At 57.3% G+C, this 22,353-nt stretch carries 29 protein-coding genes and 1 tRNA gene; 18 read left to right on the top strand and 12 right to left on the bottom strand.

Features of this window, described 5'->3' with window-relative positions; all coding sequences use genetic code 11:
- The first annotated feature begins 5 nt into the window (after window positions 1-5).
- The 14 genes from MT962_RS00280 to MT962_RS00215 all read left to right on the top strand — a co-directional run bounded on the left by MT962_RS00280 (window position 6) and on the right by MT962_RS00215 (window position 6,827).
- Entirely contained in the window at window positions 6-248 is a 243-nt protein-coding gene (locus MT962_RS00280) for a hypothetical protein (RefSeq protein WP_247364039.1), read from the top strand.
- A 68-nt stretch (window positions 249-316) separates the two neighbouring features.
- Window positions 317-520 carry a hypothetical protein gene (locus tag MT962_RS00275; RefSeq protein ID WP_247364037.1) on the top strand — a complete coding sequence of 68 codons (204 nt, stop codon included), beginning with the start codon at window positions 317-319 and terminating at the stop codon, window positions 518-520.
- Window positions 517-675, top strand: a complete 159-nt coding sequence (locus MT962_RS00270) for a hypothetical protein (RefSeq protein ID WP_247364036.1) — start codon at window positions 517-519, stop codon at window positions 673-675. Before MT962_RS00275 ends, MT962_RS00270 begins: the two co-directional genes overlap by 4 nt.
- A gap of 11 nt (window positions 676-686) precedes the next feature.
- Window positions 687-1,559 carry an ATP-binding protein gene (locus MT962_RS00265; RefSeq protein WP_247364035.1) on the top strand — a complete coding sequence of 291 codons (873 nt, stop codon included), beginning with the start codon at window positions 687-689 and terminating at the stop codon, window positions 1,557-1,559.
- 202 nt (window positions 1,560-1,761) lie between these two features.
- Window positions 1,762-2,067 (top strand): hypothetical protein, encoded by a 306-nt coding sequence (locus MT962_RS00260; protein ID WP_247364034.1) that lies wholly within the window; start codon window positions 1,762-1,764, stop codon window positions 2,065-2,067.
- Window positions 2,064-2,231 carry a hypothetical protein gene (locus MT962_RS00255; protein WP_247364033.1) on the top strand — a complete coding sequence of 56 codons (168 nt, stop codon included), beginning with the start codon at window positions 2,064-2,066 and terminating at the stop codon, window positions 2,229-2,231. Before MT962_RS00260 ends, MT962_RS00255 begins: the two co-directional genes overlap by 4 nt.
- A gap of 46 nt (window positions 2,232-2,277) precedes the next feature.
- A complete protein-coding gene (locus tag MT962_RS00250; RefSeq protein ID WP_247364032.1) occupies window positions 2,278-3,522 on the top strand; it encodes a phosphoadenosine phosphosulfate reductase family protein in 1,245 nt (414 codons plus the stop codon).
- A gap of 9 nt (window positions 3,523-3,531) precedes the next feature.
- Window positions 3,532-4,191 carry an MT-A70 family methyltransferase gene (locus MT962_RS00245; protein ID WP_247364030.1) on the top strand — a complete coding sequence of 220 codons (660 nt, stop codon included), beginning with the start codon at window positions 3,532-3,534 and terminating at the stop codon, window positions 4,189-4,191.
- The gene (locus MT962_RS00240; RefSeq protein ID WP_247364028.1) at window positions 4,188-4,433 is read left to right on the top strand and encodes a DUF4060 family protein; all 246 of its coding nucleotides are present in this window, start codon (window positions 4,188-4,190) and stop codon (window positions 4,431-4,433) included. The genes MT962_RS00245 and MT962_RS00240 overlap by 4 nt, the downstream gene beginning before the upstream one ends.
- Window positions 4,433-4,813, top strand: a complete 381-nt coding sequence (locus MT962_RS00235; protein WP_247364026.1) for a hypothetical protein — start codon at window positions 4,433-4,435, stop codon at window positions 4,811-4,813. The genes MT962_RS00240 and MT962_RS00235 overlap by 1 nt, the downstream gene beginning before the upstream one ends.
- The gene (locus MT962_RS00230) at window positions 4,810-5,238 is read left to right on the top strand and encodes a DUF551 domain-containing protein (RefSeq protein ID WP_247364024.1); all 429 of its coding nucleotides are present in this window, start codon (window positions 4,810-4,812) and stop codon (window positions 5,236-5,238) included. Before MT962_RS00235 ends, MT962_RS00230 begins: the two co-directional genes overlap by 4 nt.
- On the top strand, window positions 5,222-5,395 hold the full coding sequence (locus tag MT962_RS00225) for a hypothetical protein (RefSeq protein WP_247364022.1): 174 nt from the start codon (window positions 5,222-5,224) through the stop codon (window positions 5,393-5,395). Before MT962_RS00230 ends, MT962_RS00225 begins: the two co-directional genes overlap by 17 nt.
- A gap of 41 nt (window positions 5,396-5,436) precedes the next feature.
- A complete protein-coding gene (locus MT962_RS22290; protein ID WP_247364020.1) occupies window positions 5,437-5,787 on the top strand; it encodes a helix-turn-helix domain-containing protein in 351 nt (116 codons plus the stop codon).
- Entirely contained in the window at window positions 5,709-6,827 is a 1,119-nt protein-coding gene (locus tag MT962_RS00215; RefSeq protein WP_247365039.1) for a site-specific integrase, read from the top strand. Before MT962_RS22290 ends, MT962_RS00215 begins: the two co-directional genes overlap by 79 nt.
- 14 nt (window positions 6,828-6,841) lie before the next feature.
- Here MT962_RS00215 and MT962_RS00210 read toward each other — a convergent pair.
- From MT962_RS00210 to proB, 3 genes are all read right to left on the bottom strand, one after another.
- A tRNA-Thr gene (locus MT962_RS00210) sits at window positions 6,842-6,917 on the bottom strand.
- Between the two features lie 114 nt (window positions 6,918-7,031).
- Window positions 7,032-8,285 (bottom strand): glutamate-5-semialdehyde dehydrogenase, encoded by a 1,254-nt coding sequence (proA, locus tag MT962_RS00205; RefSeq protein ID WP_247364018.1) that lies wholly within the window; start codon window positions 8,283-8,285, stop codon window positions 7,032-7,034.
- Between the two features lie 10 nt (window positions 8,286-8,295).
- Window positions 8,296-9,399: a glutamate 5-kinase gene (gene proB / locus MT962_RS00200; RefSeq protein WP_024558395.1), complete on the bottom strand. Its 1,104-nt coding sequence runs from the start codon at window positions 9,397-9,399 to the stop codon at window positions 8,296-8,298.
- A gap of 294 nt (window positions 9,400-9,693) precedes the next feature.
- Between proB and ompC the strand changes: the two genes are divergently transcribed.
- The gene (gene ompC, locus MT962_RS00195; protein ID WP_247364016.1) at window positions 9,694-10,800 is read left to right on the top strand and encodes a porin OmpC; all 1,107 of its coding nucleotides are present in this window, start codon (window positions 9,694-9,696) and stop codon (window positions 10,798-10,800) included.
- A 108-nt stretch (window positions 10,801-10,908) separates the two neighbouring features.
- Here ompC and crl read toward each other — a convergent pair whose 3' ends face one another.
- The 3 genes from crl to gpt all read right to left on the bottom strand — a co-directional run bounded on the left by crl (window position 10,909) and on the right by gpt (window position 13,182).
- The gene (gene crl, locus MT962_RS00190) at window positions 10,909-11,310 is read right to left on the bottom strand and encodes a sigma factor-binding protein Crl (protein ID WP_024561764.1); all 402 of its coding nucleotides are present in this window, start codon (window positions 11,308-11,310) and stop codon (window positions 10,909-10,911) included.
- 57 nt (window positions 11,311-11,367) lie between these two features.
- Entirely contained in the window at window positions 11,368-12,615 is a 1,248-nt protein-coding gene (gene frsA / locus MT962_RS00185; protein WP_024561763.1) for an esterase FrsA, read from the bottom strand.
- Between the two features lie 108 nt (window positions 12,616-12,723).
- Window positions 12,724-13,182 carry a xanthine phosphoribosyltransferase gene (gpt, locus tag MT962_RS00180; RefSeq protein WP_024558399.1) on the bottom strand — a complete coding sequence of 153 codons (459 nt, stop codon included), beginning with the start codon at window positions 13,180-13,182 and terminating at the stop codon, window positions 12,724-12,726.
- 259 nt (window positions 13,183-13,441) lie between these two features.
- On the opposite strand from gpt, the gene pepD reads away from it, so the two are divergent.
- Window positions 13,442-14,899, top strand: a complete 1,458-nt coding sequence (pepD, locus tag MT962_RS00175) for a beta-Ala-His dipeptidase (RefSeq protein WP_024561762.1) — start codon at window positions 13,442-13,444, stop codon at window positions 14,897-14,899.
- Window positions 14,900-15,011: 112 nt separating this feature from the next.
- Here the strand turns inward: pepD and prfH are convergent, their stop codons facing one another.
- The 4 genes from prfH to dinB all read right to left on the bottom strand — a co-directional run bounded on the left by prfH (window position 15,012) and on the right by dinB (window position 18,772).
- Window positions 15,012-15,629, bottom strand: coding sequence for a peptide chain release factor H (gene prfH / locus MT962_RS00170; RefSeq protein WP_247364014.1), 618 nt, complete (start codon window positions 15,627-15,629; stop codon window positions 15,012-15,014).
- The gene (locus MT962_RS00165; protein ID WP_247364012.1) at window positions 15,626-16,765 is read right to left on the bottom strand and encodes an RNA ligase RtcB family protein; all 1,140 of its coding nucleotides are present in this window, start codon (window positions 16,763-16,765) and stop codon (window positions 15,626-15,628) included. Before MT962_RS00165 ends, prfH begins: the two co-directional genes overlap by 4 nt.
- Before the next feature lie 253 nt (window positions 16,766-17,018).
- Complete coding sequence (locus MT962_RS00160; protein ID WP_024560161.1) at window positions 17,019-17,492, bottom strand: GNAT family N-acetyltransferase; 474 nt, start codon at window positions 17,490-17,492, stop codon at window positions 17,019-17,021.
- A 224-nt stretch (window positions 17,493-17,716) separates the two neighbouring features.
- Window positions 17,717-18,772 carry a DNA polymerase IV gene (gene dinB, locus MT962_RS00155; protein WP_024558404.1) on the bottom strand — a complete coding sequence of 352 codons (1,056 nt, stop codon included), beginning with the start codon at window positions 18,770-18,772 and terminating at the stop codon, window positions 17,717-17,719.
- A gap of 140 nt (window positions 18,773-18,912) precedes the next feature.
- On the opposite strand from dinB, the gene MT962_RS00150 reads away from it, so the two are divergent.
- On the top strand, window positions 18,913-19,779 hold the full coding sequence (locus MT962_RS00150) for a glycerophosphodiester phosphodiesterase family protein (protein WP_048887323.1): 867 nt from the start codon (window positions 18,913-18,915) through the stop codon (window positions 19,777-19,779).
- 261 nt (window positions 19,780-20,040) lie between these two features.
- Entirely contained in the window at window positions 20,041-20,778 is a 738-nt protein-coding gene (gene dpaA, locus MT962_RS00145; protein WP_024558406.1) for a peptidoglycan meso-diaminopimelic acid protein amidase, read from the top strand.
- Here the strand turns inward: dpaA and MT962_RS00140 are convergent.
- Window positions 20,749-21,516 (bottom strand): class II glutamine amidotransferase, encoded by a 768-nt coding sequence (locus tag MT962_RS00140; protein ID WP_024558407.1) that lies wholly within the window; start codon window positions 21,514-21,516, stop codon window positions 20,749-20,751. The two genes, dpaA and MT962_RS00140, sit on opposite strands and share 30 nt — an antisense overlap.
- A 47-nt stretch (window positions 21,517-21,563) precedes the next feature.
- Complete coding sequence (gene lpcA, locus MT962_RS00135; protein WP_247364010.1) at window positions 21,564-22,145, bottom strand: D-sedoheptulose 7-phosphate isomerase; 582 nt, start codon at window positions 22,143-22,145, stop codon at window positions 21,564-21,566.
- Window positions 22,146-22,353: the final 208 nt, after the last annotated feature.

Genomic DNA, 22,353 nt, shown 5'->3' with positions numbered 1-22,353 from the left:
GTGAGATGGAGCTTGTTCAGTTTATTAAGCGAGTCAGAGAGTATTACGACGACTGCACTCTTGGGTTCCCTGAAATCATCGAAATGAAAAATGAGTCAGGGCTAGAGAAGCAAGAGGACACGATTCACGGGATGCCATACGTTCTTGTTGAGCAGCATAGCTCATATCCTTGTGAAGACTGTTTTTACGGTTATCTTTTCTTCCCGCTAAAAAAGCGGAAATACATCCGCGTCCCGTTCGACATGTAATCCCCCACTCTTTTAACAGTCTGGCTGCTATCAAGAGCCGGTAATCCTTTTATCTGAAGGAGGGTTCAATGCAACTCAAATTCACCACTACATATGCTGCTATGCGCTCAAGTTCGCACGCAGGAAGGCAAACAATTGTCGCTGAGGATGTTGTTCTCGACGGCACAAACGACACTCGGGAAGTCCTCTCACAGCTTGACCAGCACGTTGTGGCTGAATGGCTGGCTGAGCAGGGTTACATCGTCACTGTAGCGCAGGAGAACGCAGCATGAGCGCATTAGAACAATGGGATGACGATGCGTTTGTCCGGCTGATGAAGGATGTCATCGCCGATTCCGAAGAGAGAAAAGAGCAGCCAGTAAATTTGGATGCAGAACGGCGAAACCCGGTCGTTAGCTGGGATGAATTCGCCGGTAACTTTAACTAAGAGAGATAGCCATGAAATTCGAAAAAGCCATGAGGAAGAAAGCCAGACTACGGTTGGCACTTACCGGGCCAAGCGGTTCAGGGAAAACATACAGTGCCCTTTTGGTAGCCAAAGGAATTGGCGGACGCATAGCGGTAATCGACACGGAAAAGGGTAGCGCATCGCTCTACTCTGATGTCGCAGAGTTCGATGTGTTAGAGCTGGATCCGCCCTTCACTCCCGAGCGATTTATTGAGGCAATTAATGCTGCCGAACAGGCGGGTTATGACAGCCTCATCATCGACAGCATCACTCATGAGTGGGGCGGCGTTGGTGGTTGTCTGGAGCTGGTAGACACCATAGCTAAAACAAAGTACCGAGGGAACAGTTGGTCAGCATGGAGTGAAATCAACCCGCGGCACAGGTCATTCCTTGACGCTATCCTCCGTTCCTCAATGCATATCATCGCAACCATGCGCAGCAAGACGGAGACGGCCCAGGTAGAAGAGAACGGCCGTAAGAAGGTCGCCAAGCTTGGCATGAAGTCAGAGCAACGTGACGGTGTCGAGTACGAATTCACCACAGTTCTGGATATCGGACACGAAACGCATCATGCGATCGCCAGCAAGGACAGGACAAAACTCTTTAGTAATTCCGATCCTGTAGTGCTCAGCGAGCAAACCGGCAAGCAGCTGTTGAACTGGCTGGAATCTGGCGCAGACCCGCGTGAAGAGGCTCTCAAGCAATTTGTTGCAGATGCCTCGTCGGCACAGTCAATGGAATCTCTGAAGCCAATGTTTGAAGAGGCATGGCGAACGCTACGCGGCTCTGAGCATCAGGCCAAAGCCAAAGAGGTTTACGACCTTCGCAAGTCTGAGCTGGAGAAGGCTGGAGGGGCCGCATGATGCAATATCGCAGCCGACGCGGTAATCAGGTTACGGTTGGCCGCGACTGGCTGGAAATGGATGTCCAGTTACTTAAAAAGCTTGCAGGGAGAACAAAGCCTAAGCTGATAGCTCGCATTCTAAACCGTTCATATGAAGCCACTCGCCAGATGGCTAAGCGCCTGAATCTTAGCCTCAAAGTTAGATAGCTATGGAGTTGCCGATGGAATCACCTCTCCCCGGGGCGGGTTCTCTGCGCCCTTTTTCCTCGCCCGGCACCCGTGAAGAGGTGCTGGAGCGCATCAAATCTCACCTGCAAGAGACGCTTGGAAAGCAGTACGAAACAGAGAGCAAGGAAGCTCGCATGACCCGACAGGCTGACGCACTGGCAGACAGCAGATTGAATCACCGCAATCTGGCGGCTTCGTTCTATCCGCGATGGCTTGTTGTCGGCCCTGTTAAACCTGAATACACCGATATCCGCGCGCGCTCGTTTAGGGGGCGTTACGGACACTGGAGGAGCGAATGAGCACTCAGTGGACATCAGAAGAACTGGCGCTTCTCTGGCGCCACAACAATGAGCAAGTGGCGGAGATAACCGGGCGTACCGTGGAAGAAGTCGGAGAGCGTCGGCTTAAAGCTAACTTCGAGCGGAACAACTGGCCGCAATTCGATCCGGAGCGTCGCTTATGAAAATCACATTACAAAAAGCGGCAATTAACAAAGGCCGGGAGGAAGTATGACTGAAGCAGCAATGATTATTGTCCCAACCGACATTAGCCAAAAGATACGCGAAATCGAAACTGCATATCAGCACTATCTTACTGAGTTTCGCATCCCTGACGACCACAAAATCGTGGTCAATTATTCAGGCGGTAAAGACTCCACGGTTACTCTGGCGGTGGCGTATGCTCTTTACGGAGACCGAGTACGGGGTGTCATGGCTGACACAGATAATGAACATGAACTCACGATCGCGTATGGCAAAACCATCCACGAACAAATCGGCTGCGCGCCGGTGCAGGTGGTGAAGAAAACCTACACCGAGGCGGACTTTTTGCGCCGCCGTGAATACCTGAAAAAGAACTGGCCGAAGCGACAGGTCATCCGCATGGGTGCGTACCGAGGCATTGTTATGCCTTCGCTTGCCCGTTCAGATACTAAGTTTGGTCAGGCATGGCTTCGCACTGCTGAGAGGTGGGGCATTGAATTTGAAACGGCTCTGGAAGCTGCTCTGTCAGTAATGCATCCGAGCGGTAACAGCTTTCTGGACTGTGCCCTTCTGCATGGAAAGTTTCCAATGTTGCGCGACAGGTTTTGCACTGACGAGCTCAAAATCCAGATAGCTTTCGAATCCGCGATGAAACCGATGCTCGATGAAGGTGATGTTGTCGTGCAGTGGTCCGGCGTTCGGGCGGATGAATCGTCCAAGCGATCCGGATACCAGAGATTTTCAACAGACAATCGCGATCCGGAATTTCTCTATAACTTTCTGCCTATTCACCAGTGGGCAGCCACTGACGTATTTGCTCTGCACAAACATTTCGGCATTAAACCTAATCCGCTTTATACCCAGGGTGCAGCGCGCGTTGGCTGCATGAACTGCGTGCTGTGCAATAAGGAAGAAATCGCGGAGACGGCGGCGCGCTGGCCAGAGCATATCCATAAGCATAAAGAATGGGAATTAAAAGTCCGCCTGACGTCCCGCTGGGTGCACTGGATGAGCGTCGGTGAAGTTAGCCAGCGCTGGATGAAGCAGTTCGACCTGCCACTTGGTCGCGAAGTGCAGATCTACGGGATACAGCCAGATGTACAGCATATCGACTGGTCCGGGTTTTATGGTCCGCGAGGAAACCTGAATTCACCGGGCGTTGATGAAGTGGTGGAGTGGGCCAAAACCGGCCGCGGCGGGAAGGTTTATGACCTGGTGAAAGCGAGCCTTGATACGTCGGTGTGCTCGTCTCGCTACGGGCTTTGTGAGTGAGGATGTATCATGAACGGCAAATACTCTCTCATCTATGCCGATCCCCCCTGGTCCTACAGCAACACCATCAGCAACGGCGCTGCTGCCGACCACTACTCCACTATGCGCCTCATCGACCTTAAGCGGCTCCCTGTATGGGAGCTTGCCGCAGAGAATGCGGTGCTTGCGATGTGGTACACCGGCACGCATAACCAGGAGGCGATCGAACTAGCCGAAGCCTGGGGATTCACCGTACGCACTATGAAAGGTTTTACCTGGGTGAAGTTGAATCAGAACGCCGAGCTACGCATTAACAAGGCGTTGGCCGAGGGTGAGATCAGCGACTTCTACGACTTCCTCGACCTCCTCAACGCCGAAACGCGCATGAACGGCGGAAACCACACCCGGGCCAATACCGAAGACCTGTTGATCGCTACCTGCGGCGCCGGGCTTGAACGCCAGAACGCCGGGATTAAGCAGGTCGTCTACAGCCCGCTCGGCGCGCACAGTGAGAAGCCGTGGGAAGTGCGTCACCGTCTCGAACTGCTTTACGGCGACGTTCCTCGCATTGAACTGTTCAGCCGCAGTGCGGCGCCAGGCTGGCACCACTGGGGCGATCAGTGCGCGGCGGCAGCGGTAGAGCTTCTGCCGGGCTGCGCCATTGACGCTGTGAAGACGGAGGCAGCATGAGGCTAATCAACCGCAGCAAAGAAAGCCCCGTTGGGCGCATAGCCTGCGACCTTGCGCTCAAAGCTCATCTGGAGAAGTTCGGCGATTACGGGAAGCAGGGAGTGGTAACGGATTACATGGTCAGAGCGGAAGGAGCGAAGATTCGCGTGGAAGTGAAGAACGGCAAGGAAAGCTACGTAGCAACAGCGATGACGGGTCAGCGGCGGCTTAAGTGTCTGCCGCGTGAGTATGGGAGGGAGTGATGAAAGAGTCCAGACAACCAGACTATCGCGCTATCGTTGAGCGCATCGCGGTAATTCTACACGGCAAGGTAACGGATATCGACCTGCTATCTGTAACGGTTCAGGCGATGAAAGAGCGAAACAGCAGGCTTGAGAGTCAGCACGAAAAGCAGCCCGCGCCTGTGGATATGCTAACCGCAGCTTTTCGCACTGCCCCGCCTGCGCCTTCGGACAGTCAAGGACGCAAGCGCGAGTCGATGGTTGTGCCTGATGAGATGCCAAAAGGGCTAGCGGGGCAGATTGTAAGCCTGTTAGCGCATAACATTGGTGACAAGCTTCTGGCGCAGAAAATTCGGAACGTCTGCCGCGCCGCCATGCTCACATCAAAGGAGACCAAATGAGTGATCGCGAGCAGTTTGAGGCGTGGTTTCAGCCGAGGCAGGTGGCAATGAAAAAAAATGGTATTGGTCTGATATCAATCAACCGACTCAAGCAGCGCCAGTGGGAGGCATGGCAGGCAAGCAGGGAGGCGCTTAAGGCTGAGCAGGGAGAGGGTGGCTGGATAGCGTGCGCGGACAGGATGCCGAATGAGGGTGATTTGGTTACAGTTTGCGACCATGGCATCGATGTTTATCCGGCAGTATTTTCGAGTGGTGAGTTTTACGAATACTCAGACAGGATAATCATCGAAGAATCTACCAGGATGTCCAATCCGACGCATTGGATGCCACTCCCCGCCCCTCCTGCTGTCAACCAACCCATCGATACAACTTCTCAGCAGTATGAGGCGCTAAGCAATGGAGAGAGCAATGCAAGCCAATCATGACCATGAAGAAGGCTGCGTATTCATTTCAATGACAATGGATGAGGCCAGTGTTTGTTACGACGCTTTAGAGGAAGCCATACGCAGGTTTAATGGCGAAGGTGATCAGCGGTTGAAGGATGCTTTGATAGACCTTCTATGCTGCGCAAATATCGAATAAGCCGCTAACCCAGCGGCTTTTTTAATGCGTGGAGGAAAGCAGTGGAACAATACAGCATTACTCTCGATGAAGCCTGCGCAATGCTCGGCATATCCAGACCAACCGCCACAAGCTGGATAAAGTCAGGACGACTACAGGCAACCCGTAAAGACCCCTCAAAACCAAAATCCCCATATCTTACTACCCGCCAGGCTTGCATTGCAGCCCTGAAATCTCCGCTGCATACTGTCGCCGTGAGCGCGGGTGATGGCATACGAGAGGAATTGATATGTCACTCTTCCGCAGAGGTGAGACCTGGTACGCCAGTTTCACATTGCCGGACGGCAAAAGATTTAAGCAGTCTCTTGGGACAAAGGACAAAAGGCAGGCCACGGAACTCCATGACAAGCTGAAGGCTGAAGCCTGGCGGGTAAGTAAGCTTGGCGAAACGCCGGATATGACGTTCGAGGAAGCGTGCGTCAGATGGCTTGAAGAGAAGGCGCACAAGAAATCACTGGACGATGACAAAAGCCGGATCGGATTCTGGCTACAGCATTTTGCAGGGATGCAACTGAAGGACATCACTGAGACGCGAATCTATAACGCGATCCAGAAGATGACCAACCGCCGGCACGAGGAAAACTGGAAGCTCAAGGAAGAGGCATTAAGGAAGAAGGGAAAACCAGTTCCGCCATATGTTCCTCGCCCTGCAGCGACTGCCACCAAAGCCACTCATCTTTCCTTCATCAAGGCACTGTTACGGGCCGCCGAGCGCGAATGGAAGATGCTGGATAAGGCGCCAATTGTGAAGGTTCCGCAGCCGAAGAATAAGCGCATAAGGTGGCTGGAACCACATGAGGCGAAAAGGTTGATTGATGAATGCCCGGATCCGCTTAAGTCCGTTGTCGAGTTTGCGCTGGCTACGGGGCTGAGGAGGTCGAACATCATCAATCTGGAATGGCAGCAGATAGACATGCAGCGCCGGGTGGCATGGATACACCCGGAGCAGAGCAAATCAAATCAGGCCATTGGCGTGGCGCTGAATGATACTGCATGTCGCGTGCTGAAAAGGCAAATAGGCAACCATCACAAATGGGTTTTTGTTTACAAGGAAAGCAGCACAAGGCCGGACGGAACGAAAGCGCCCACAGTTCGTAAAATGCGTTACGACGCAAACACAGCATGGAGAGCAGCGCTTAAACGAGCCGGAATTGAGGATTTCAGGTTCCACGACCTGAGGCATACTTGGGCAAGCTGGTTAGTTCAGGCAGGAGTACCAATTTCTGTTCTGCAGGAAATGGGGGGATGGGAGTCTATCGAAATGGTTCGTCGTTATGCTCACCTTGCACCGAATCACCTGACGGAGCACGCGAAGCAAATCGACTCTATTTTCGGTGTTTCTGTCCCAAATCTGTCCCACATGGGAAAACAGGAGGGAACGAATGATGTGTAAGTGCCTGATATAACTGGTGCCGGTAATAGGAGTCGAACCTACGACCTTCGCATTACGAATGCGCTGCTCTACCAACTGAGCTATACCGGCCCTGAGAGATGTGTCCACGAGCGTGAAGCACGGTGTAAAAGGGTAAGCAAAAGCGGGTGATGCGTCAATACGGTGTTGTTTCAACCGCCTGTTTTTGCATCACCCTGCCCTCAGTTAAGCACGAATGGTATCGTCGCCAAAGCCAATCCACTTGTAGGTGGTCAGCGCCTCCAGGCCCATCGGGCCGCGGGCGTGCAGCTTCTGCGTGCTCACCGCCACTTCCGCGCCCAGGCCAAACTGCGCGCCGTCGGTAAAGCGGGTGGAGGCGTTCACATACACCGCCGAGGAGTCCACTTCGTTCACAAAGCGGTTGGCGTTGCGAAGCGTGCGGGTGAGGATGGCGTCTGAATGCTGGGTGCCGTGCTCGCGAATGTGCTCAATCGCCCCGTCAAGGCCGCTCACCAGCTTCACGTTCAGGTCCAGCGAAAGCCACTCGTCGTCGTAGTTCTCCGCCTGCACCGCCACCGCCTTAGCCGGGCCGTTCGCCAGCAGCGCCAGCGCTTTCTCGTCCGCGTGCAGCGTCACGTCGCGCTCGCTCATCGCCTGACTCAGCTCCGGCAGGAAACGCGCCGCAATCGCGTCATGCACCAGCAGTGTCTCAACGGTGTTGCACGTGCTCGGGCGCTGGGTTTTGGCGTTGGCAATGATGTTCAGCGCCGGGGCGAACTCCGCCGTGTCGTCCACAAAAATATGGCACACGCCAATCCCGCCGGTGATCACCGGAATGGTGGACTGCTCGCGACAGAGCTTATGCAGCCCCGCCCCGCCGCGCGGAATCAGCATGTCGATGTACTTGTCCATGCGCAGCATCTCGTTCACAAGCGCGCGGTCCGGGCTTTCAATCGCCTGCACGGCGGCGGCGGGCAGGCCGCACTCTTCCAGCGCCTGCTGGATGACTTTTACCGTGGCGGCGTTAGTGCGCCACGTCTCTTTGCCGCCACGCAGGATGGCGGCGTTGCCGGTTTTCAGGCACAGGGAAGCGACGTCCACCGTCACGTTCGGGCGCGCTTCGTAAATCACCCCCACCACGCCCAGCGGCACGCGGCGGCGTTCGATGCGCAAACCGCTCTCCAGCAGCCCGCCGTCTATCACCTGCCCTACCGGGTCGGCGAGGTTGCACACCTGGCGCACGTCATTGGCGATGGCGTGCAGGCGCTGCGGGTTGAGGGCCAGACGGTCTAACAACGCCTCGCTCAGGCCGTTGCGACGCGCTTCCAGCAGATCCTGCTCGTTGGCGAGCAGGATCTCTTGCGCCTGCGCTTCTAAATAATCGGCGATCTTCTCCAGCACGCGGTTTTTCTCGCGCGAGGAAAGCAGCGCCATCTGGTAAGAAGCCGCTTTGGCGGCTTTGCCCATCTGTTCAAGCATTGCAGGCTCCTTAGCTGATGATCATGTCGTCGCGATGGACGGCTACCGGGCCATACTCATAGCCAAGAATAGCGTCAATCTGTTGTGAGTGATGCCCGGCAATACGGCGCAGCGCGTCGCTGTTGTAGCGGCTCACGCCGTGGGCGATGTCGCGCCCGTCAAGGCTGCGGATGCGAATGACTTCGCCACGCGAAAAGTTGCCGGAAACGCTCTTGATGCCTTTTGGCAAGAGCGAGCTGCCGCGCGCCTGAATGGCCGCCTGCGCCCCTTCATCCACGGTAATTTCCCCTGCGGGCGGCGCGCCGAAGATCCAGCGCTTGCGGTTCTCCAGCGGCGACTGCTGCGGGTGGAAACGCGTGCCCACCGGCAGCCCTTCCATTACGTCGCCAATCACGCCCGGCTTGCTGCCCGCGGCGATAACGGTCTCGATGCCGGCGCGGCCCGCCACGTCGGCAGCCTGCAGTTTGGTGCCCATACCGCCGGTGCCCAGGCCGGAGATGCTGTCGCCCGCGATAGCGCGAAGCGCATCGTCAATGCCATACACGTCCTGAATCAGCTCCGCGTCCGGGTTGCTACGCGGGTCGGCGGTGAACAAGCCCTGCTGGTCGGTGAGCAGCAGCAGCTTATCGGCGCCAGCCAGAATGGCCGCCAGCGCCGAGAGGTTGTCATTGTCGCCCACTTTGATTTCCGCAGTGGCGACGGCGTCGTTTTCGTTGATGACCGGCACGATGCGGTTATCGAGCAGCGCGGTGAGCGTGTCGCGGGCGTTCAGGAAGCGCTCGCGGTCTTCCATATCAGCGCGCGTCAGCAGCATCTGCCCGACATGAATGCCGTAGATAGAGAAAAGCTGTTCCCAGAGCTGGATCAGGCGGCTCTGCCCCACCGCGGCTAACAGCTGTTTGGAGGCGATGGTCGCCGGGAGCTCCGGGTAGCCCAGGTGCTCGCGCCCGGCGGCGATGGCCCCGGAGGTGACGATAACAATACGGTGCCCGGCGGCGTGAAGCTGGGCGCACTGGCGCACCAGTTCGACAATGTGGGCGCGGTTCAGGCGGCGCGATCCGCCGGTTAAGACACTGGTCCCCAGTTTGACCACCAGGGTCTGGCTGTCACTCATGATTCTCTGCCGTTTCAACGAAAATGGAAAAATTCAAACCAAAGAGACGTTGTAACAGGCGCGGCCCTTCTTGCCAACTGCTGCCCGGGAAAAGCGCACCGGATGTTGAGCAGGATCGGCAAGCGTAACGGCGGATATTGACATTTTTATGACGTTTACACTTTTTTAAGCGAATTTAAAATTTTTCTGAATCTGTAATAAATCTTTCATTTCGAACCGTTAAAACGCTCCTTGTTTTTTCACAGGTCTCACGACCCGCGAATATTAGCGCGTTTTACTTATCGGGATTTCAAAATGAAAAAGAGCACTCTGGCATTAGTGATCACTGGCGTAATGGTTGCCGCTTCCGCACAGGCCGCTGAAGTTTATAACAAGAACGGAAATAAACTGGATTTATATGGCCGCGTAAAAGCGGAACACTATATCAGCGATAACGCGTCCGTTGACGGCGACCAGTCTTATATCCGTTTAGGTTTTAAAGGCGCCACGCAAATTAACGACCAGCTGACCGGTTACGGCCAGTGGGAATATCAGGTTGCCGCTAACCGTGTGGAAGGCGACAACACCAACAGCGCCACCAAAACCCGTCTTGCGTTTGCGGGCCTGAAAATCGCCGATTTCGGCTCTATCGACTACGGCCGTAACTACGGCGTGCTGTACGACGTGGAAGCCTGGACCGATATGATCCCGGAATTTGGCGCCGACTCGATGGTGAAAACCGATAACTTCATGACCGGGCGCACCACCGGTGTCGCCACCTACCGCAACACCGATTTCTTCGGTCTGGTTGACGGTCTGAAGTTCGCCCTTCAGTACCAGGGTAAAAACGAGAACGACGGCCGCGCCGCCAGCAAAGCGAACGGCGACGGCTTCGGCGCTTCTCTGACCTACGCGCTGGGCGACAGCGGCGTGAGCGTGGGCGCGGCCTACGCGAACTCTAACCGCACGCTGACGCAGAAACGCGGCGTGTATGGCCAGGGCGACAACGCCGAAGCCTGGACCTCCGGCCTGAAGTATGACGCCAACAACATCTACCTGGCCGCCATGTATGGCGAATCCCGCAACATGACGCCGTTCTCCGGCACCGCGGTGATTAACGGCGCCAACGCCAGCGTCAGCGGCTTCGCCAACAAAAACCAGGCGTTCGAAGTGGTCGCACAGTACCAGTTCGATTTCGGTCTGCGTCCGTCCGTGGGTTACGTTCAGTCCAAAGCCAAAGATGTGGAAAACGGCATTGGCGATGTTGACCTGGTGAAATATATCGACGTGGCGGCAACCTATTACTTCAACAAAAACATGTCCGCTTTTGTTGATTACAAAATTAACCAGCTGGATGACAATAACGCGCTTAATCTCAACAACGACGACGTTGTCGCGTTAGGCATGGTTTACCAGTTCTGATTAATACCCCGGGCGTCCTTAATAAAGGGCGCCCAAAATAAATCGTGTGGCTACGATAAAAAATTAACCCCGCTCAATGGCGGGGTTAGTCTTTTATTCAGCGCGCGATTACGCGGTTCTTTTCAGTAACTGCTCGCTGAAATTTTCCGCCGGCTCCAGCGTTAATTCCAGTGAAGCTAACAGCTGGCGCAGCCTTTCATGGAAGCCCTGCAACGTTTGCTCAAGCTTCGCGGTCACTTCGCTGTCTTTGATGACGGTCGGAACCCATTTCCCTTCTTTATCAAACAGCCCAAAATGCCAGCTGTAGGTAAAGCCGGTTTCATGGCCTTCCAGCTCCATCCACCATCCCCAGAACTCTCGCTTCTCCGGCGCAGGCTTCACGTTAACGCAAACGGCCAGGCAGTCAAAAAAGAAGCGGTTTCCTTCACATTGCTCTTCCCGGATGTACGGGCCAAGGGCAGTAAATTTCTTGATCAATCGGCTTCTCGGGTGTCCACTCGGTAACGTCATTGCGATCTCCTTTTGTGATGCAACTGTTTTACCAAACCGATGGAATTTAGCAATCAATTAACGCAGTTTATGAATCATCCACCCGGTAATTTCCGTGAGCGCCTTGTCAAAGTTGCTGTATACCGGGCTGGAGGCGATCTCCAGCAGCTTGCCATCGGCAGATGACGAGGTGATTAAACGCGATTCTTCTTCCGGGCTGAACGGGTCGTCCTGCCAGAAACCGGAGAGCATCGGCGTCGGGCAACGGCGGCCGAGCAGCCCCTGGGTTTTCAGCGAGTAGCGGTTAAGCTCCACGCGCAGCGCGCTGTCGGAGGCGTCATACATGCCGAGACGGCTTGCCAGCACATCCATATACATCTCCGGCACCTGCGCCTGGCGCGCCGGGTCGCTCAGCAACTGATGCACCACCGGCCCGAGGCAGGCCACCGCCTTCAGGCGCGACGCTTCAAGATACGCCAGCCGCACCGCCACGTTGGCGCCGAAGCGAAAACCAAACGCCGCCACGCGGGTGTGATCCACCCACGGGAGATTCTCCAGCGCCTTCAGCACATGCTGGTGCAGCAGGCTTGAATCCTGGGTGAGTTTCCATTTAGAAGAAAAGCCGACGGAAGGCATGTCGATAGTGAGCATGGCGAGGCCGCGCGGCGCGAAGTAGTGCTCAAAAAGGTGATAGTAGTCGCTTTGCAGGGAATCGAGCCCGCCGCAGATAAGCACCGTCGGGAACGGGCCGTCGCCGCCTTTAGGCAGGTGCAGAAAGCCGTTAATCGGCGCGCCGCCGGGAACAGTAAACTCCAGCTCGCGCAGTTTGCCGGCAAGGCGGGTGGCGGCCTCTTCATAGGCGCGGTTCGCCAGCACCTGCGCCTGCTCCGCCAGTTCATCGCCCTTCAGGTGCGGATAGGCCGCGATGCTGTAGAGGTTCGCCGCCTGAAGCCAGGCTTTGCCGATGCGGGCTTCATCCGTTTCCTGCGCGGCGCGCTGCTGCCACGCCATCGCCTGCTTCGACCACTCATAGATCCAGTTGCCGCCGCGATAGCCGACCACCGTGTCGTACTGCGCCGGATCGGTGCGCTCGGCGTCGCTCAGCACGATGCGCGACTGCACGTCGAGAATTTCCAGCGGGTCGACGCCGCGCCAGACCCACATAATGCGGTTGATCATGCGATACCAGTGCGGCACCGTTTTGCCTTCCAGCGTGGATTCAATATGCGGCGCCGGCGCGTGATGCACGCGGCGGACCAGCGTCGAGGTTTCGGGGTGTTTAAAACGCGGCTTGAACAGGGTTTCGCTAAGGTTGGCCTGCGACATAGCTTTCCGGCTCCATGAAAACAACAGGAACTCTAATTGTACTCGCCCGGGCGCCAAAAAAACAAAACGCCCGGCAAAGCCGGGCGTAAAACATCGTAAGAATGGCGATTAACGGCCGGACAGCGGCGGCACGAAGACCACGCCCATGTCCCACGGCTGTTCAATCCAGGTATCCTGCGGAATGTCGATCACGTAGTCGTCCACCAGCGGCTTACCGGCCGGCTTGGCGAAAATGGTGACGAAACGCGCTTTTGGATACATTTCACGGATAGCGACGGCGGTGCCGCCGGTGTCAACCAGGTCGTCCACCACGATGAAGCCTTCACCGTCGCCTTCGGCGCGCTTAAGCACTTTCATTTCGCGCTGGTTATCGTGGTCGTAGCTGGAGATGCAAACGGTGTCGACATGGCGAATACCCAGTTCGCGCGCCAGCAGAGCGCCCGGCACCAGACCGCCGCGGCTAACGGCAATAATGCCTTTCCACTGTTCAGAAGGCAGCAGGCGGCTTGCCAGCTTGCGCGCGTGGATCTGCAACATATCCCAGGTGACAACGTATTTTTCGCTCATGTGAAGTGTCCCGGCCAGTTAAAAAAATGGCTTAAAAAGTGTTCAGGGGGGAAATAGGTTGCGCGAGATTATAGAGATCTGGCGCACTAAAAACCAGCCTTGCGCGGGTGCGCCTTGGTTTTTACTCGCTGCGGGCTACATGGCGCAGCATAAAGTGGTATTCTCAGCCCATCGCCCAGGCAAGGCTTGCGGCACATTTCAATGATAACCTGTGACCCGCCAGCGAGGCTTCGCCGGGTCGTCGTCAAGGAGACTTAACGTGTCTGAACTGTCTCAGCTTTCCCCCCAACCGCTGTGGGATATTTTCGCTAAAATCTGCTCCATTCCTCACCCTTCCTACCATGAAGAACAACTCGCCGAACACATCATGGGCTGGGCGAAGGAAAAGGGGCTATTTGCGCAGCGCGACCAGGTAGGCAACATTCTGATCCGCAAACCGGCCACCGCCGGCATGGAAAACCGCAAGCCGGTGGTGCTGCAGGCGCACCTCGACATGGTGCCGCAGAAAAATAACGACACCGTTCATGACTTCACCAAAGATCCTATCCAGCCTTACGTTGACGGCGAATGGGTGAAAGCGCGCGGCACCACCCTTGGCGCCGACAACGGCATCGGCATGGCCTCCGCGCTGGCGGTGCTGGCGGACGACGCCGTTCAGCACGGTCCGCTGGAAGTGCTGTTGACCATGACCGAAGAAGCGGGCATGGACGGCGCGTTTGGTCTGCAGGCGAACTGGCTGCAGGGCGATATTCTCATTAACACCGACTCCGAAGAAGAGGGTGAAATCTACATGGGCTGCGCAGGCGGCATCGATTTCATCACTACCCTTGCGCTTGAGCGCGAAGCGGTGCCGGCGGGCTACCAGACCGTTAAGCTGACGGTAAAAGGCCTTAAGGGCGGCCACTCCGGCGCGGATATTCACTTAGGCCTCGGCAACGCCAACAAGCTGCTGGCCCGCTTCCTGTTCGCTCACGCCAAAGAACTGGACGCGCGCCTGATAGACCTTAACGGCGGCACGCTGCGCAACGCTATCCCGCGTGAAGCGTTCGCCACGCTTGCCGTTCCGGCGGATAAAGCCGATGCGCTGAAAACCCTGGCGGCGGCGTACCTTGATATCCTGAATAACGAACTCTCTGCAAAAGAAAAAAACATCACCGTGCTGGTTGAGCAGGCGACGGCTGAGCATGGCGCGCTGACTGCGAAATGCCGCGATGCCTTTATCGGCCTGCTGAACGCCACGCCGAACGGCGTTATCCGCAACTCCGACGTCGCTAAAGGCGTGGTGGAAACCTCGCTGAACCTCGGTGTGGTGACGACCGATGCCGACAAAGCGCAAATCATCTGCCTTATCCGCTCGCTTATCGACAGCGGCAAAGATTACGTGGTGCAGACGCTGGAAGCGCTGGGCCAGCTTGCAGGCGCCGAAACCGTCGCCAAAGGCAGCTACCCGGGCTGGCAGCCGGACGCCTCTTCCCCGGTAATGGCGCTGGTGCGTGAAACTTACCAGAAGCTCTTCAATAAGACGCCGAACATTCAGGTTATCCACGCTGGCCTGGAATGCGGCCTGTTCAAGAAGCCGTACCCGGAGATGGACATGGTCTCCATCGGGCCGACCATTACCGGTCCGCACTCCCCGGACGAGCAGGTTCACATTGAAAGCGTGGGCCAGTACTGGACGCTGCTGACCGAGCTGCTGAAAGCCATTCCGGCTAAGTAAGCGAAAGCGTGTAATAAGGCGGCCAGCGGGCCGCCTTTTTTGTTTGTCGCGCTTACTCAGCACACTCCCCCGCAGAACGAAAAACCCCGCCTTACCAGGGCGGGGTTTTTTATTACTTCACGGGCGTAAAGCCTTTGCCCGTAAAGCAGCGCTGCGGGTTGCCGCGCGCTATCTGATGATGAAACCGCCGCCGCTGCGCCTTCTGTCCGGCGTGCTGCGCTTCCCGCAACGCTTCCAGCTTGTGGGCTATCAGCAGCCGCGCCAGCTTTTTATTGGCGTGCTGGCTGCGCTCTGACTGCACCTTCACGCTGATGCCGCTCGCCAGATGCGTGGCGCGTATCGCCGAGTCGGTTTTATTGACGTGCTGGCCGCCCGGCCCGGAGGCGCGCTGCGCCTCAAAGCGAATGTCGCTTTCCGGCACCTCGCTCACCGGCGTAAATACCTCCGCGCCAATAAACCAGTTTTTGCGGCCATGGCGCGGGCGATAAGGGCTTTCGCACGTCCACTGCAACGTGCCGCGCCAGCGTTCGGCAAGCGCCTGCGCCTGTTCGCCCGTGAGCGAAACCAGCACCGATCGCAGCGTGCCCGCCACGCGTCCCGGCTCTTCTTCCACCCTGTTCAGCGTTACGCCTGCGGCGCAGGCCTCCTCAGCCAGCCGCGCCAGCGCTTTGCTCACCGCCAGACAGCATTCGTCCGGCCCCTGAGCGGAGGAGAGTTGCAACAGCCTCATTCGCTTCGCTCCCCGCTGGTTTTCAGCGTCAGCACCGGCTTCAGGCGCGCCAGCGGCTTCACCAGCCCGGCGCCCGTGAGGCATTCCATCACGCTCTCTATTGATTTGTACGCCTGCGGCGCCTCTTCATAGATAAGCTGGCGGTCGCGGCAAATCACCCGGCTGCCAAGCGGCGTACGGGCAAGCTGCGCCGGGCTGAATTTCCCGGAAAGCCGCCCTTTGCACTCGGTGCGCATCCATTTGCGCCCGGCGCCGTGAGCCAGCGAATCAAGCGCATCGCTGCTGTTTAACGGCTGCACCAGATAGCTGTAATCGCCGCGCGAGCCGGGAATAACAACCGGGCCGCAGCTGGCGGGCGTGGCGCCCTTGCGGTGCAGCCAGCCGGGCTGGCCGTTGAAAACGTACGGCTCTACCAGGTTGTGGTTCACGTCGAGCAGCCGCTCCCCCTCTTCCCTGAAGTGCTCAAGCAGGCGACGGGCGATAAGCGCGCGGTTGGCGACGGCGAACGTAAGCGCGTCGTTATGCTGCGCCAGGTAATCGTTCGCCGCGTCGCTGCCCTCTTCCAGACCGCTGTGGGAGAAGCGCTCCACGTGGGCGCGCAGGATCTGCTGGCCCAAGCCGCGCGAACCGCTGTGCGCCAGCAGCAACAGCTGCTTTGCGTTAATGCCGAGCGCGCTGACCGCCTCGTCATCGTAAACGCTCTCCACCTGCTGCAATTCGGCGAAGTGGTTGCCGCCGCCGACCGAGCCGAGAGAAGCGGCATAGGGGTGCGCCGCCAGCGTCGGCGGCAAAGCCGCTTCCAGCCACTCTGGCGGCGCCGCATCGCTGTAGCTCTGCGCACGCTTTTCCAGCTTATCGAGATTCACTTTGCGGCTCTGCAGCGAGGTTTGCCACAGCCCCATGCCGCAGCCGATATCGTTGCCTACCAGCGCCGGGTAAAAATGGTTAACGGAGAAAAATGCCGCGCCGACGGGATACCCGCGGCCTGGATGCAGATCCGGCATGCCGACGACGCGCGTCATGCCCGGCAATCTGGCGGTGTTTAAAAGCTGCCGGGTGGCGTCGCTTTCGATCCAGAGGTCATCCGACGCAACGTAAGCGACGGCGTCAGATAAGGGACGTATAAAATTGCCCATATACCCATCCTGTAACAGGAAAAAAATAAGGATGTGGCAGACGAAAACCCGGGCAAAAAAAGCGAGGAAATTATTCCTGGGTCAGTCTGCAAAGCGTAATCAGCGGTGAGTAAGTCATGATGTGCCTCCTTTGCAGATGAAGAGAATGGAAAAAAACGGCTTGCATAATAACCACATGGCCACCCCGCCACAACCGCCAGCGGCGAAAAAAAGCGCCTGCCTATTAGTTTAGGTAGGAGCAGCCCGGGCTGCTTTATGTTGTCGACAGTGTTTTTACCATGCGGTAGTTAGTAAACGTTTCTCCGCGCAGCGCCACGGTTTGCACCTGCTCAATGCTAAAGCCGTTGGCCGCAAAAAACGGCCGCGCGGTAATACTCGCATCGGTAGTCAGACGGGTTAACCGCTGCTGGCGGGCCGCCTGCTCCAGACGCGCCAGCAGCGCGGCGGCAACTCCCCGGCGCAGGGCCTGCGGGTGGACAAACAGCAAATCGATATGCCCTTCATGCTCAAGCGAGATAAACCCAAGCCGCTTTTCACCGTCGCAGGCGACGAAAACGCGGGCGCGGGCGAGCCGTTCCCGCCAGCAGGCTTCGTCCACCTGCGCCCAGGCACGGATCTGGGCGGGGCTATAGTCCCGGCTGGCCACTTCGGTAACCGAGAGAATGAACAGCTGCGCCAGCCAGGGGAGATCCTGCGGCTGGTAGTCGCGAAGGGTGACATGGTTCATCGTGATTTTTCCGGTCGGCTGCTGGAGGAAGCGTAACGCATTACGTTTGTGTTGTCGTCAGCCACTCACCCCGGCGGGGAGGGAACCGGCCAGCGAGTGAATAGGCGCCCGCGCAGGTCCGCGCCTTTTCCCCTCGCCCTTCCTGGGAGAGGGCCAGGGTGAGGGTTTACGGCATACCCAGGGCGGATAAGCGCAGCGCCACCGCAGAACACTCCTGCCTGCCCTTAAAGCCCCAGCACCAGCTGACGCTCAATTTGCGGGTCGAGCAAGGTAACGTGCAGCCCCACCAGCCGCACGCCGCGCCCGCCCCGGCGTTCTTCCCACGTTTTACGGGCGGTGGCGAGCAAATCGTCTTTGTTCAGCATCGGCCAGACGTGCTCCTGCGTGGTGAGCTGGAAATCGTTGAATTTCAGCTTCACCCCCTGACGGGCGATGCGCAAATCCGGCTGTACGGCGGCGAGGCGGCGCTCCAGCTCCGGGTAAAGGCGCTCGACAATCGCCTCGCACTCGGACCATTCATGAATATCCTGTGCAAGCGTACGCTCCACCCCTACCGATTTACGCTGCCTGTCGCTGCTTATCTCGCGCTCGTCTATTCCCTGGCTGCGCTCCCACAGCACGCGGCCAAACTTGCCAAAGCGCTTGAGCAGCGCGGCGAGATCGCTGTTTTGCACATCCTCGCAGGTGCGCAGCCCGAGGCTTTCGAGCTTTGCCGCCGTCACTTTCCCCACGCCCGGGATCTTGCCGAGCGGCAGCGTGCGCAGAAACTCCGGCACCTCTTCCGGCGTTATCACATACTGCCCGTTGGGCTTGTTGAGATCGGAGGCTATCTTGGCGAGAAACTTCACTGGCGCGATGCCCGCCGACGCGGTGAGCTGCAGCTCGTCCAAAATAGTCTGGCGAATCTCTTTCGCCATCAGCGTGGCGGAGCCGTAGCAGTGCGGGCTGTGGGTGACATCTAAATAGGCTTCGTCGAGCGACAGCGGTTCAATCAGCGAGGTATAGCGGGAGAAGATTTCACGGATATGGGCGGAAGCTTCTTTATAGGCGTCAAAACGCCCAGGCAGCAGCGTAAGGTGCGGACAAAGCTTGAGGGCCATGGCGGTGGGCATGGCGCTGCGCACGCCATATTTACGCGCCGGGTAGTTCGCGGTGCTGATTACGCCGCGCCGTTCGCGGCTGCCGCCGATGGCGAGCGGAATATCGCGCAGGGCCGGATTGTCGCGCATCTCGACAGCCGCAAAAAAGCAGTCCATATCGACATGAATGATTTTACGCATCGCGAAGCCCCGCACTGTATGTTCATACAGTCTGGCAAAAAATGGGCGCGGCGGCAACCACCCTCCATTCACTGTCATAAAGCTGTGATACCAAGAAGCCTCCGCCGCCTGTTGAATAATAAAGATTAAGGAAGAAAAGCATGACCCGAGTTTCGCTTGCCACGCTGCTGCTTGCCGCCTCCACCCTGGCCTGCGCCAGCCCACAGCTGATAGCCCACCGGGGCGGCACCGGCGACGCGCCGGAAAACACCCTGCCCGCTATCGAGCTGGCGCTAAAAAACCGCGCCGACGCGGTGTGGGTAACGGTGCAGCTCAGCAAAGACGGCGTGCCGGTGCTTTATCGCCCGAGCGACTTAAGCGCGCTGACGAACAGCAACGGCCCGGTCTCCCGTTTCACCGCTGCAGAGCTCGGCGCCATCGACGCGGGCTGGAAATGGGGCGACACCACGCACCCCTGGCGCGGCAAAGGCGCCACCATCCCGACGCTGGAAGCCGTGCTGCAAAGGTGGCCGCAAACGCCGTTTTATCTCGACATCAAATCGCCGGACGCCGCGCCGGAGGAGATGGGGCGACGGCTGCTGGCGGTGCTTGAGAAAACGCGCAGCCTCGGGCGCGTGCGTGTCTACTCAACGGAAGACCGGTATATCAGCGCCCTGCCCGCCGCCGTGCCGCGCTTCGTCACCCGCAGCGAAACCCGCACCCGGCTGGCTACGGTTTCGCTCTCGCACCAGTGCCCGCCGCCTGTCGCCGATGAACAACCGCGCTGGTATGGGCTTGAACTGAACCGCAACGTGGAGGTGGTGGAAAAATTCACGCTGGGCGAAGGCGTCTCCGCTGCGACGCTGACCTGGGATAAAGAGGCAATGGCGTGCTTTCGCTCGCACGGCGAAGCGCACATCCTCTTTTTCGGCGTTAATTCGCCACAGGACTATGAAAAAGCGGTGGAACTGAACGCCGATGGCGTGATGGTGGATGCGCCGAGTCAGTTTAGCGCCCGCAAGGGTTAACGTTTCGCGCCGCGAAAGCGGCGCGCGTCATCTGAATTTTTACGTTTAAGCCAGACGTTTTTTGCGAACCTTCTGGCTCGTCTCCGGTCACATTACGCAGCGCTTTGGCGGTTTAAGTAAAACTGAAGTGTAAACGCAGCAGTCAACGCTTGCGAAAAATAACAGCGGTGCTAATGTGAGCGCTCCCGAGACAGAATAATCTTATTTTGGGCTCTCTCGCCGTCCTGGCATTGTTACAGATTTATCAAGGAAATAAGCAGTATGCGTAAAATTGCATTGTTTATCGCAATGCTCCTGATGCCGTGCATGTCTTTTGCCAGTTTGCTCAGCAGCGACAGTAACACCCCTATCAAATCAGAACTAAAACAGCAGTTAATGGGTTCGCCGGTCTATATCCAGATCTTCAAAGAAGAGCGCACGCTGGATCTTTACGTGAAGATGGGCGAACAGTATCAACTGCTCGACAGCTATAAAATCTGTAACTACTCCGGCGGTCTGGGCCCGAAACAGCGTCAGGGCGATTTTAAAAGCCCGGAAGGGTTCTACACCGTGGAGCGTCCGCAGCTTAAGCCGGACAGCCGCTTCTATAAGGCTATCAACATCGGCTTCCCGAACGCCTATGACCGCGCACACGGTTATGAAGGGAAATATTTAATGATCCACGGCGCCTGCGTGTCGGTGGGCTGCTACGCCATGACGGACAAAAATATCGACGAGATTTTCCAGTTCGTGACCGGCGCGCTGGTGTTCGGCCAGCCTCGCGTGCAGATAAGCATCTACCCGTTCCGCATGACCGACGCCAACATGGAGCGCCACAAGTACTCCTACTACATCAACTTCTGGAAACAGCTGAAGCCGGGCTACGACTACTTCGCCATGACCCGCCAGCCGCCGGTGGTTTCCGTCTCTAACGGCAACTACGTGGTGAGCAAGCCTATCAGCAGCCAGGTGGTTCACCCGCAGCTGGCGTCAAACTATACGCTCCCCAAGGCAGAATAACGCCCACTCGCCTGGCATTATCTTGTGCCAGGTTTCATTGCCCGTCAGCGGCTGAGTGGCAATCACCGTGACCACATCGTTAGGTGTGGTCTCTTTCTGGAAGTCTATCTCCACGTCCTGATCCAAAAGCTTCGCCACGCCAAACGGCGCGCGCCTTGTTATCCAGAACAGGTTAGTGGAGCAGAACGCCATCACGTAACGCCCGTCCGAAAGCAGCATGTTAAAAACGCCTTTCTCGCGAAGCTCGGTCGCCAGCGTGGCGATATAGCGAAACACCGCTTCCATATTGCCCGGCGTGCGCGGATAGCGCTGGGTCAGCTTGTGCAACAGCCAGCAGAACGCCTTTTCGCTGTCGGTTTCCCCCACCGGGCGGAACTGACCGGTTTGCAGCGTTTTGTAGCCTTTAAGCTGGCCGTTATGGGCGTAGGTCCAGTTGCGGCCCCACAGCTCACGGGTAAAGGGGTGGGTGTTTTCCAGCGCCACCTCGCCGCGGTTCGCCTGGCGGATATGCGCGACAACAGAGCAGGATTTTATCGGGTAATCCTGCACTAATTTCGCGATGGGGGAGTTATAGCTTGGCTGCGGATCTTTAAACGTGCGGCAGCCTTTGCCTTCATAGAAGGTAATGCCCCAACCGTCTTTATGCGGCCCTGTGCCGCCGCCGCGCTGCACCAGGCCGGTAAAGCTAAAGCAAATATCCGTTGGCACATTGGCGCTCATCCCGAGCAGTTCACACATTTCCACCTCCCACCGCGCTGAAAAGGGGGCCGCGGCCCCCGACTGCCTTACGCCTTCACCATCTCTTTTTCGATAAGCTGGATCAGGATATGGATAACCTTGATATGGATTTCCTGAATACGGTCAGCATAGCCAAAGTGCGGCACGCGGATTTCGATATCCGCCGAGCCCGCCATTTTGCCGCCGTCTTTACCGGTCAGAGTAATCACCTTCATGCCTTTCGCGCGCGCCGCTTCAATCGCTTTAATCACGTTAGCGGAGTTGCCAGACGTGGAGATGCCGAGCAGCACGTCGCCCTCGCGTCCGACCGCCTCCACATAGCGGGAAAAGATGTGGTCGTAACCGAAATCGTTGCCGACGCAGGAGATATGGCTGACGTCGGAAATGGCGATAGCCGGGTAGCCCGGACGGTTTTCACGGTAGCGCCCGGTAAGCTCTTCGGCGAAATGCATGGCGTCGCAGTGGGAGCCGCCGTTGCCGCAGGAGAGCACTTTGCCGCCCGCCTTGAAGCTGTCCGCCAGCAGCACCGCCGCGCGCTGAATGGCGTGAATATTGGCGTCTTCTTTCAGGAAATTCGCCAGCGTTTCCGCCGCTTCGTTCAGTTCGTTACGAATCAGATCCTGGTACATGAGGATGTCCTTCAGCATTTAGAAAATATCACCACGCAGTGTACCGGATAGCGCCGAAAGCGAGAAGCGTCGCGGGGTGAGCGCGGCGGCGGTTTTGTTTTTCCGTGCGGCAACAATGTGAGCCAGGTTGTAATTATTTTGTGAACACATTGCTAAAAAACGTCACATCCTCTACAACCATAACATCACAAGTGGTCAGACCTCCTAC

Source organism: Franconibacter sp. IITDAS19, assembly GCF_023079515.1.
GTDB lineage: Bacteria > Pseudomonadota > Gammaproteobacteria > Enterobacterales > Enterobacteriaceae > Franconibacter > Franconibacter pulveris.
This window is presented reverse-complemented; position numbering and strand designations above follow the sequence as displayed.

Bases quoted from the DNA above. Each gene is read 5' to 3' on its own strand.
- MT962_RS00280 (WP_247364039.1), top strand. From the start codon at position 6: ATGGAGCTTGTTCAGTTTATTAAGCGAGTCAGAGAGTATTACGACGAC.
- MT962_RS00275 (WP_247364037.1), top strand. From the start codon at position 317: ATGCAACTCAAATTCACCACTACATATGCTGCTATGCGCTCAAGTTCG.
- MT962_RS00270 (WP_247364036.1), top strand. From the start codon at position 517: ATGAGCGCATTAGAACAATGGGATGACGATGCGTTTGTCCGGCTGATG.
- MT962_RS00265 (WP_247364035.1), top strand. From the start codon at position 687: ATGAAATTCGAAAAAGCCATGAGGAAGAAAGCCAGACTACGGTTGGCA.
- MT962_RS00260 (WP_247364034.1), top strand. From the start codon at position 1,762: ATGGAATCACCTCTCCCCGGGGCGGGTTCTCTGCGCCCTTTTTCCTCG.
- MT962_RS00255 (WP_247364033.1), top strand. From the start codon at position 2,064: ATGAGCACTCAGTGGACATCAGAAGAACTGGCGCTTCTCTGGCGCCAC.
- MT962_RS00250 (WP_247364032.1), top strand. From the start codon at position 2,278: ATGACTGAAGCAGCAATGATTATTGTCCCAACCGACATTAGCCAAAAG.
- MT962_RS00245 (WP_247364030.1), top strand. From the start codon at position 3,532: ATGAACGGCAAATACTCTCTCATCTATGCCGATCCCCCCTGGTCCTAC.
- MT962_RS00240 (WP_247364028.1), top strand. From the start codon at position 4,188: ATGAGGCTAATCAACCGCAGCAAAGAAAGCCCCGTTGGGCGCATAGCC.
- MT962_RS00235 (WP_247364026.1), top strand. From the start codon at position 4,433: ATGAAAGAGTCCAGACAACCAGACTATCGCGCTATCGTTGAGCGCATC.
- MT962_RS00230 (WP_247364024.1), top strand. From the start codon at position 4,810: ATGAGTGATCGCGAGCAGTTTGAGGCGTGGTTTCAGCCGAGGCAGGTG.
- MT962_RS00225 (WP_247364022.1), top strand. From the start codon at position 5,222: ATGCAAGCCAATCATGACCATGAAGAAGGCTGCGTATTCATTTCAATG.
- proA (WP_247364018.1), bottom strand. From the start codon at position 8,285: ATGCTTGAACAGATGGGCAAAGCCGCCAAAGCGGCTTCTTACCAGATG.
- proB (WP_024558395.1), bottom strand. From the start codon at position 9,399: ATGAGTGACAGCCAGACCCTGGTGGTCAAACTGGGGACCAGTGTCTTA.
- ompC (WP_247364016.1), top strand. From the start codon at position 9,694: ATGAAAAAGAGCACTCTGGCATTAGTGATCACTGGCGTAATGGTTGCC.
- crl (WP_024561764.1), bottom strand. From the start codon at position 11,310: ATGACGTTACCGAGTGGACACCCGAGAAGCCGATTGATCAAGAAATTT.
- frsA (WP_024561763.1), bottom strand. From the start codon at position 12,615: ATGTCGCAGGCCAACCTTAGCGAAACCCTGTTCAAGCCGCGTTTTAAA.
- gpt (WP_024558399.1), bottom strand. From the start codon at position 13,182: ATGAGCGAAAAATACGTTGTCACCTGGGATATGTTGCAGATCCACGCG.
- prfH (WP_247364014.1), bottom strand. From the start codon at position 15,629: ATGAGGCTGTTGCAACTCTCCTCCGCTCAGGGGCCGGACGAATGCTGT.
- MT962_RS00165 (WP_247364012.1), bottom strand. From the start codon at position 16,765: ATGGGCAATTTTATACGTCCCTTATCTGACGCCGTCGCTTACGTTGCG.
- MT962_RS00160 (WP_024560161.1), bottom strand. From the start codon at position 17,492: ATGAACCATGTCACCCTTCGCGACTACCAGCCGCAGGATCTCCCCTGG.
- dinB (WP_024558404.1), bottom strand. From the start codon at position 18,772: ATGCGTAAAATCATTCATGTCGATATGGACTGCTTTTTTGCGGCTGTC.
- MT962_RS00150 (WP_048887323.1), top strand. From the start codon at position 18,913: ATGACCCGAGTTTCGCTTGCCACGCTGCTGCTTGCCGCCTCCACCCTG.
- dpaA (WP_024558406.1), top strand. From the start codon at position 20,041: ATGCGTAAAATTGCATTGTTTATCGCAATGCTCCTGATGCCGTGCATG.
- MT962_RS00140 (WP_024558407.1), bottom strand. From the start codon at position 21,516: ATGTGTGAACTGCTCGGGATGAGCGCCAATGTGCCAACGGATATTTGC.
- lpcA (WP_247364010.1), bottom strand. From the start codon at position 22,145: ATGTACCAGGATCTGATTCGTAACGAACTGAACGAAGCGGCGGAAACG.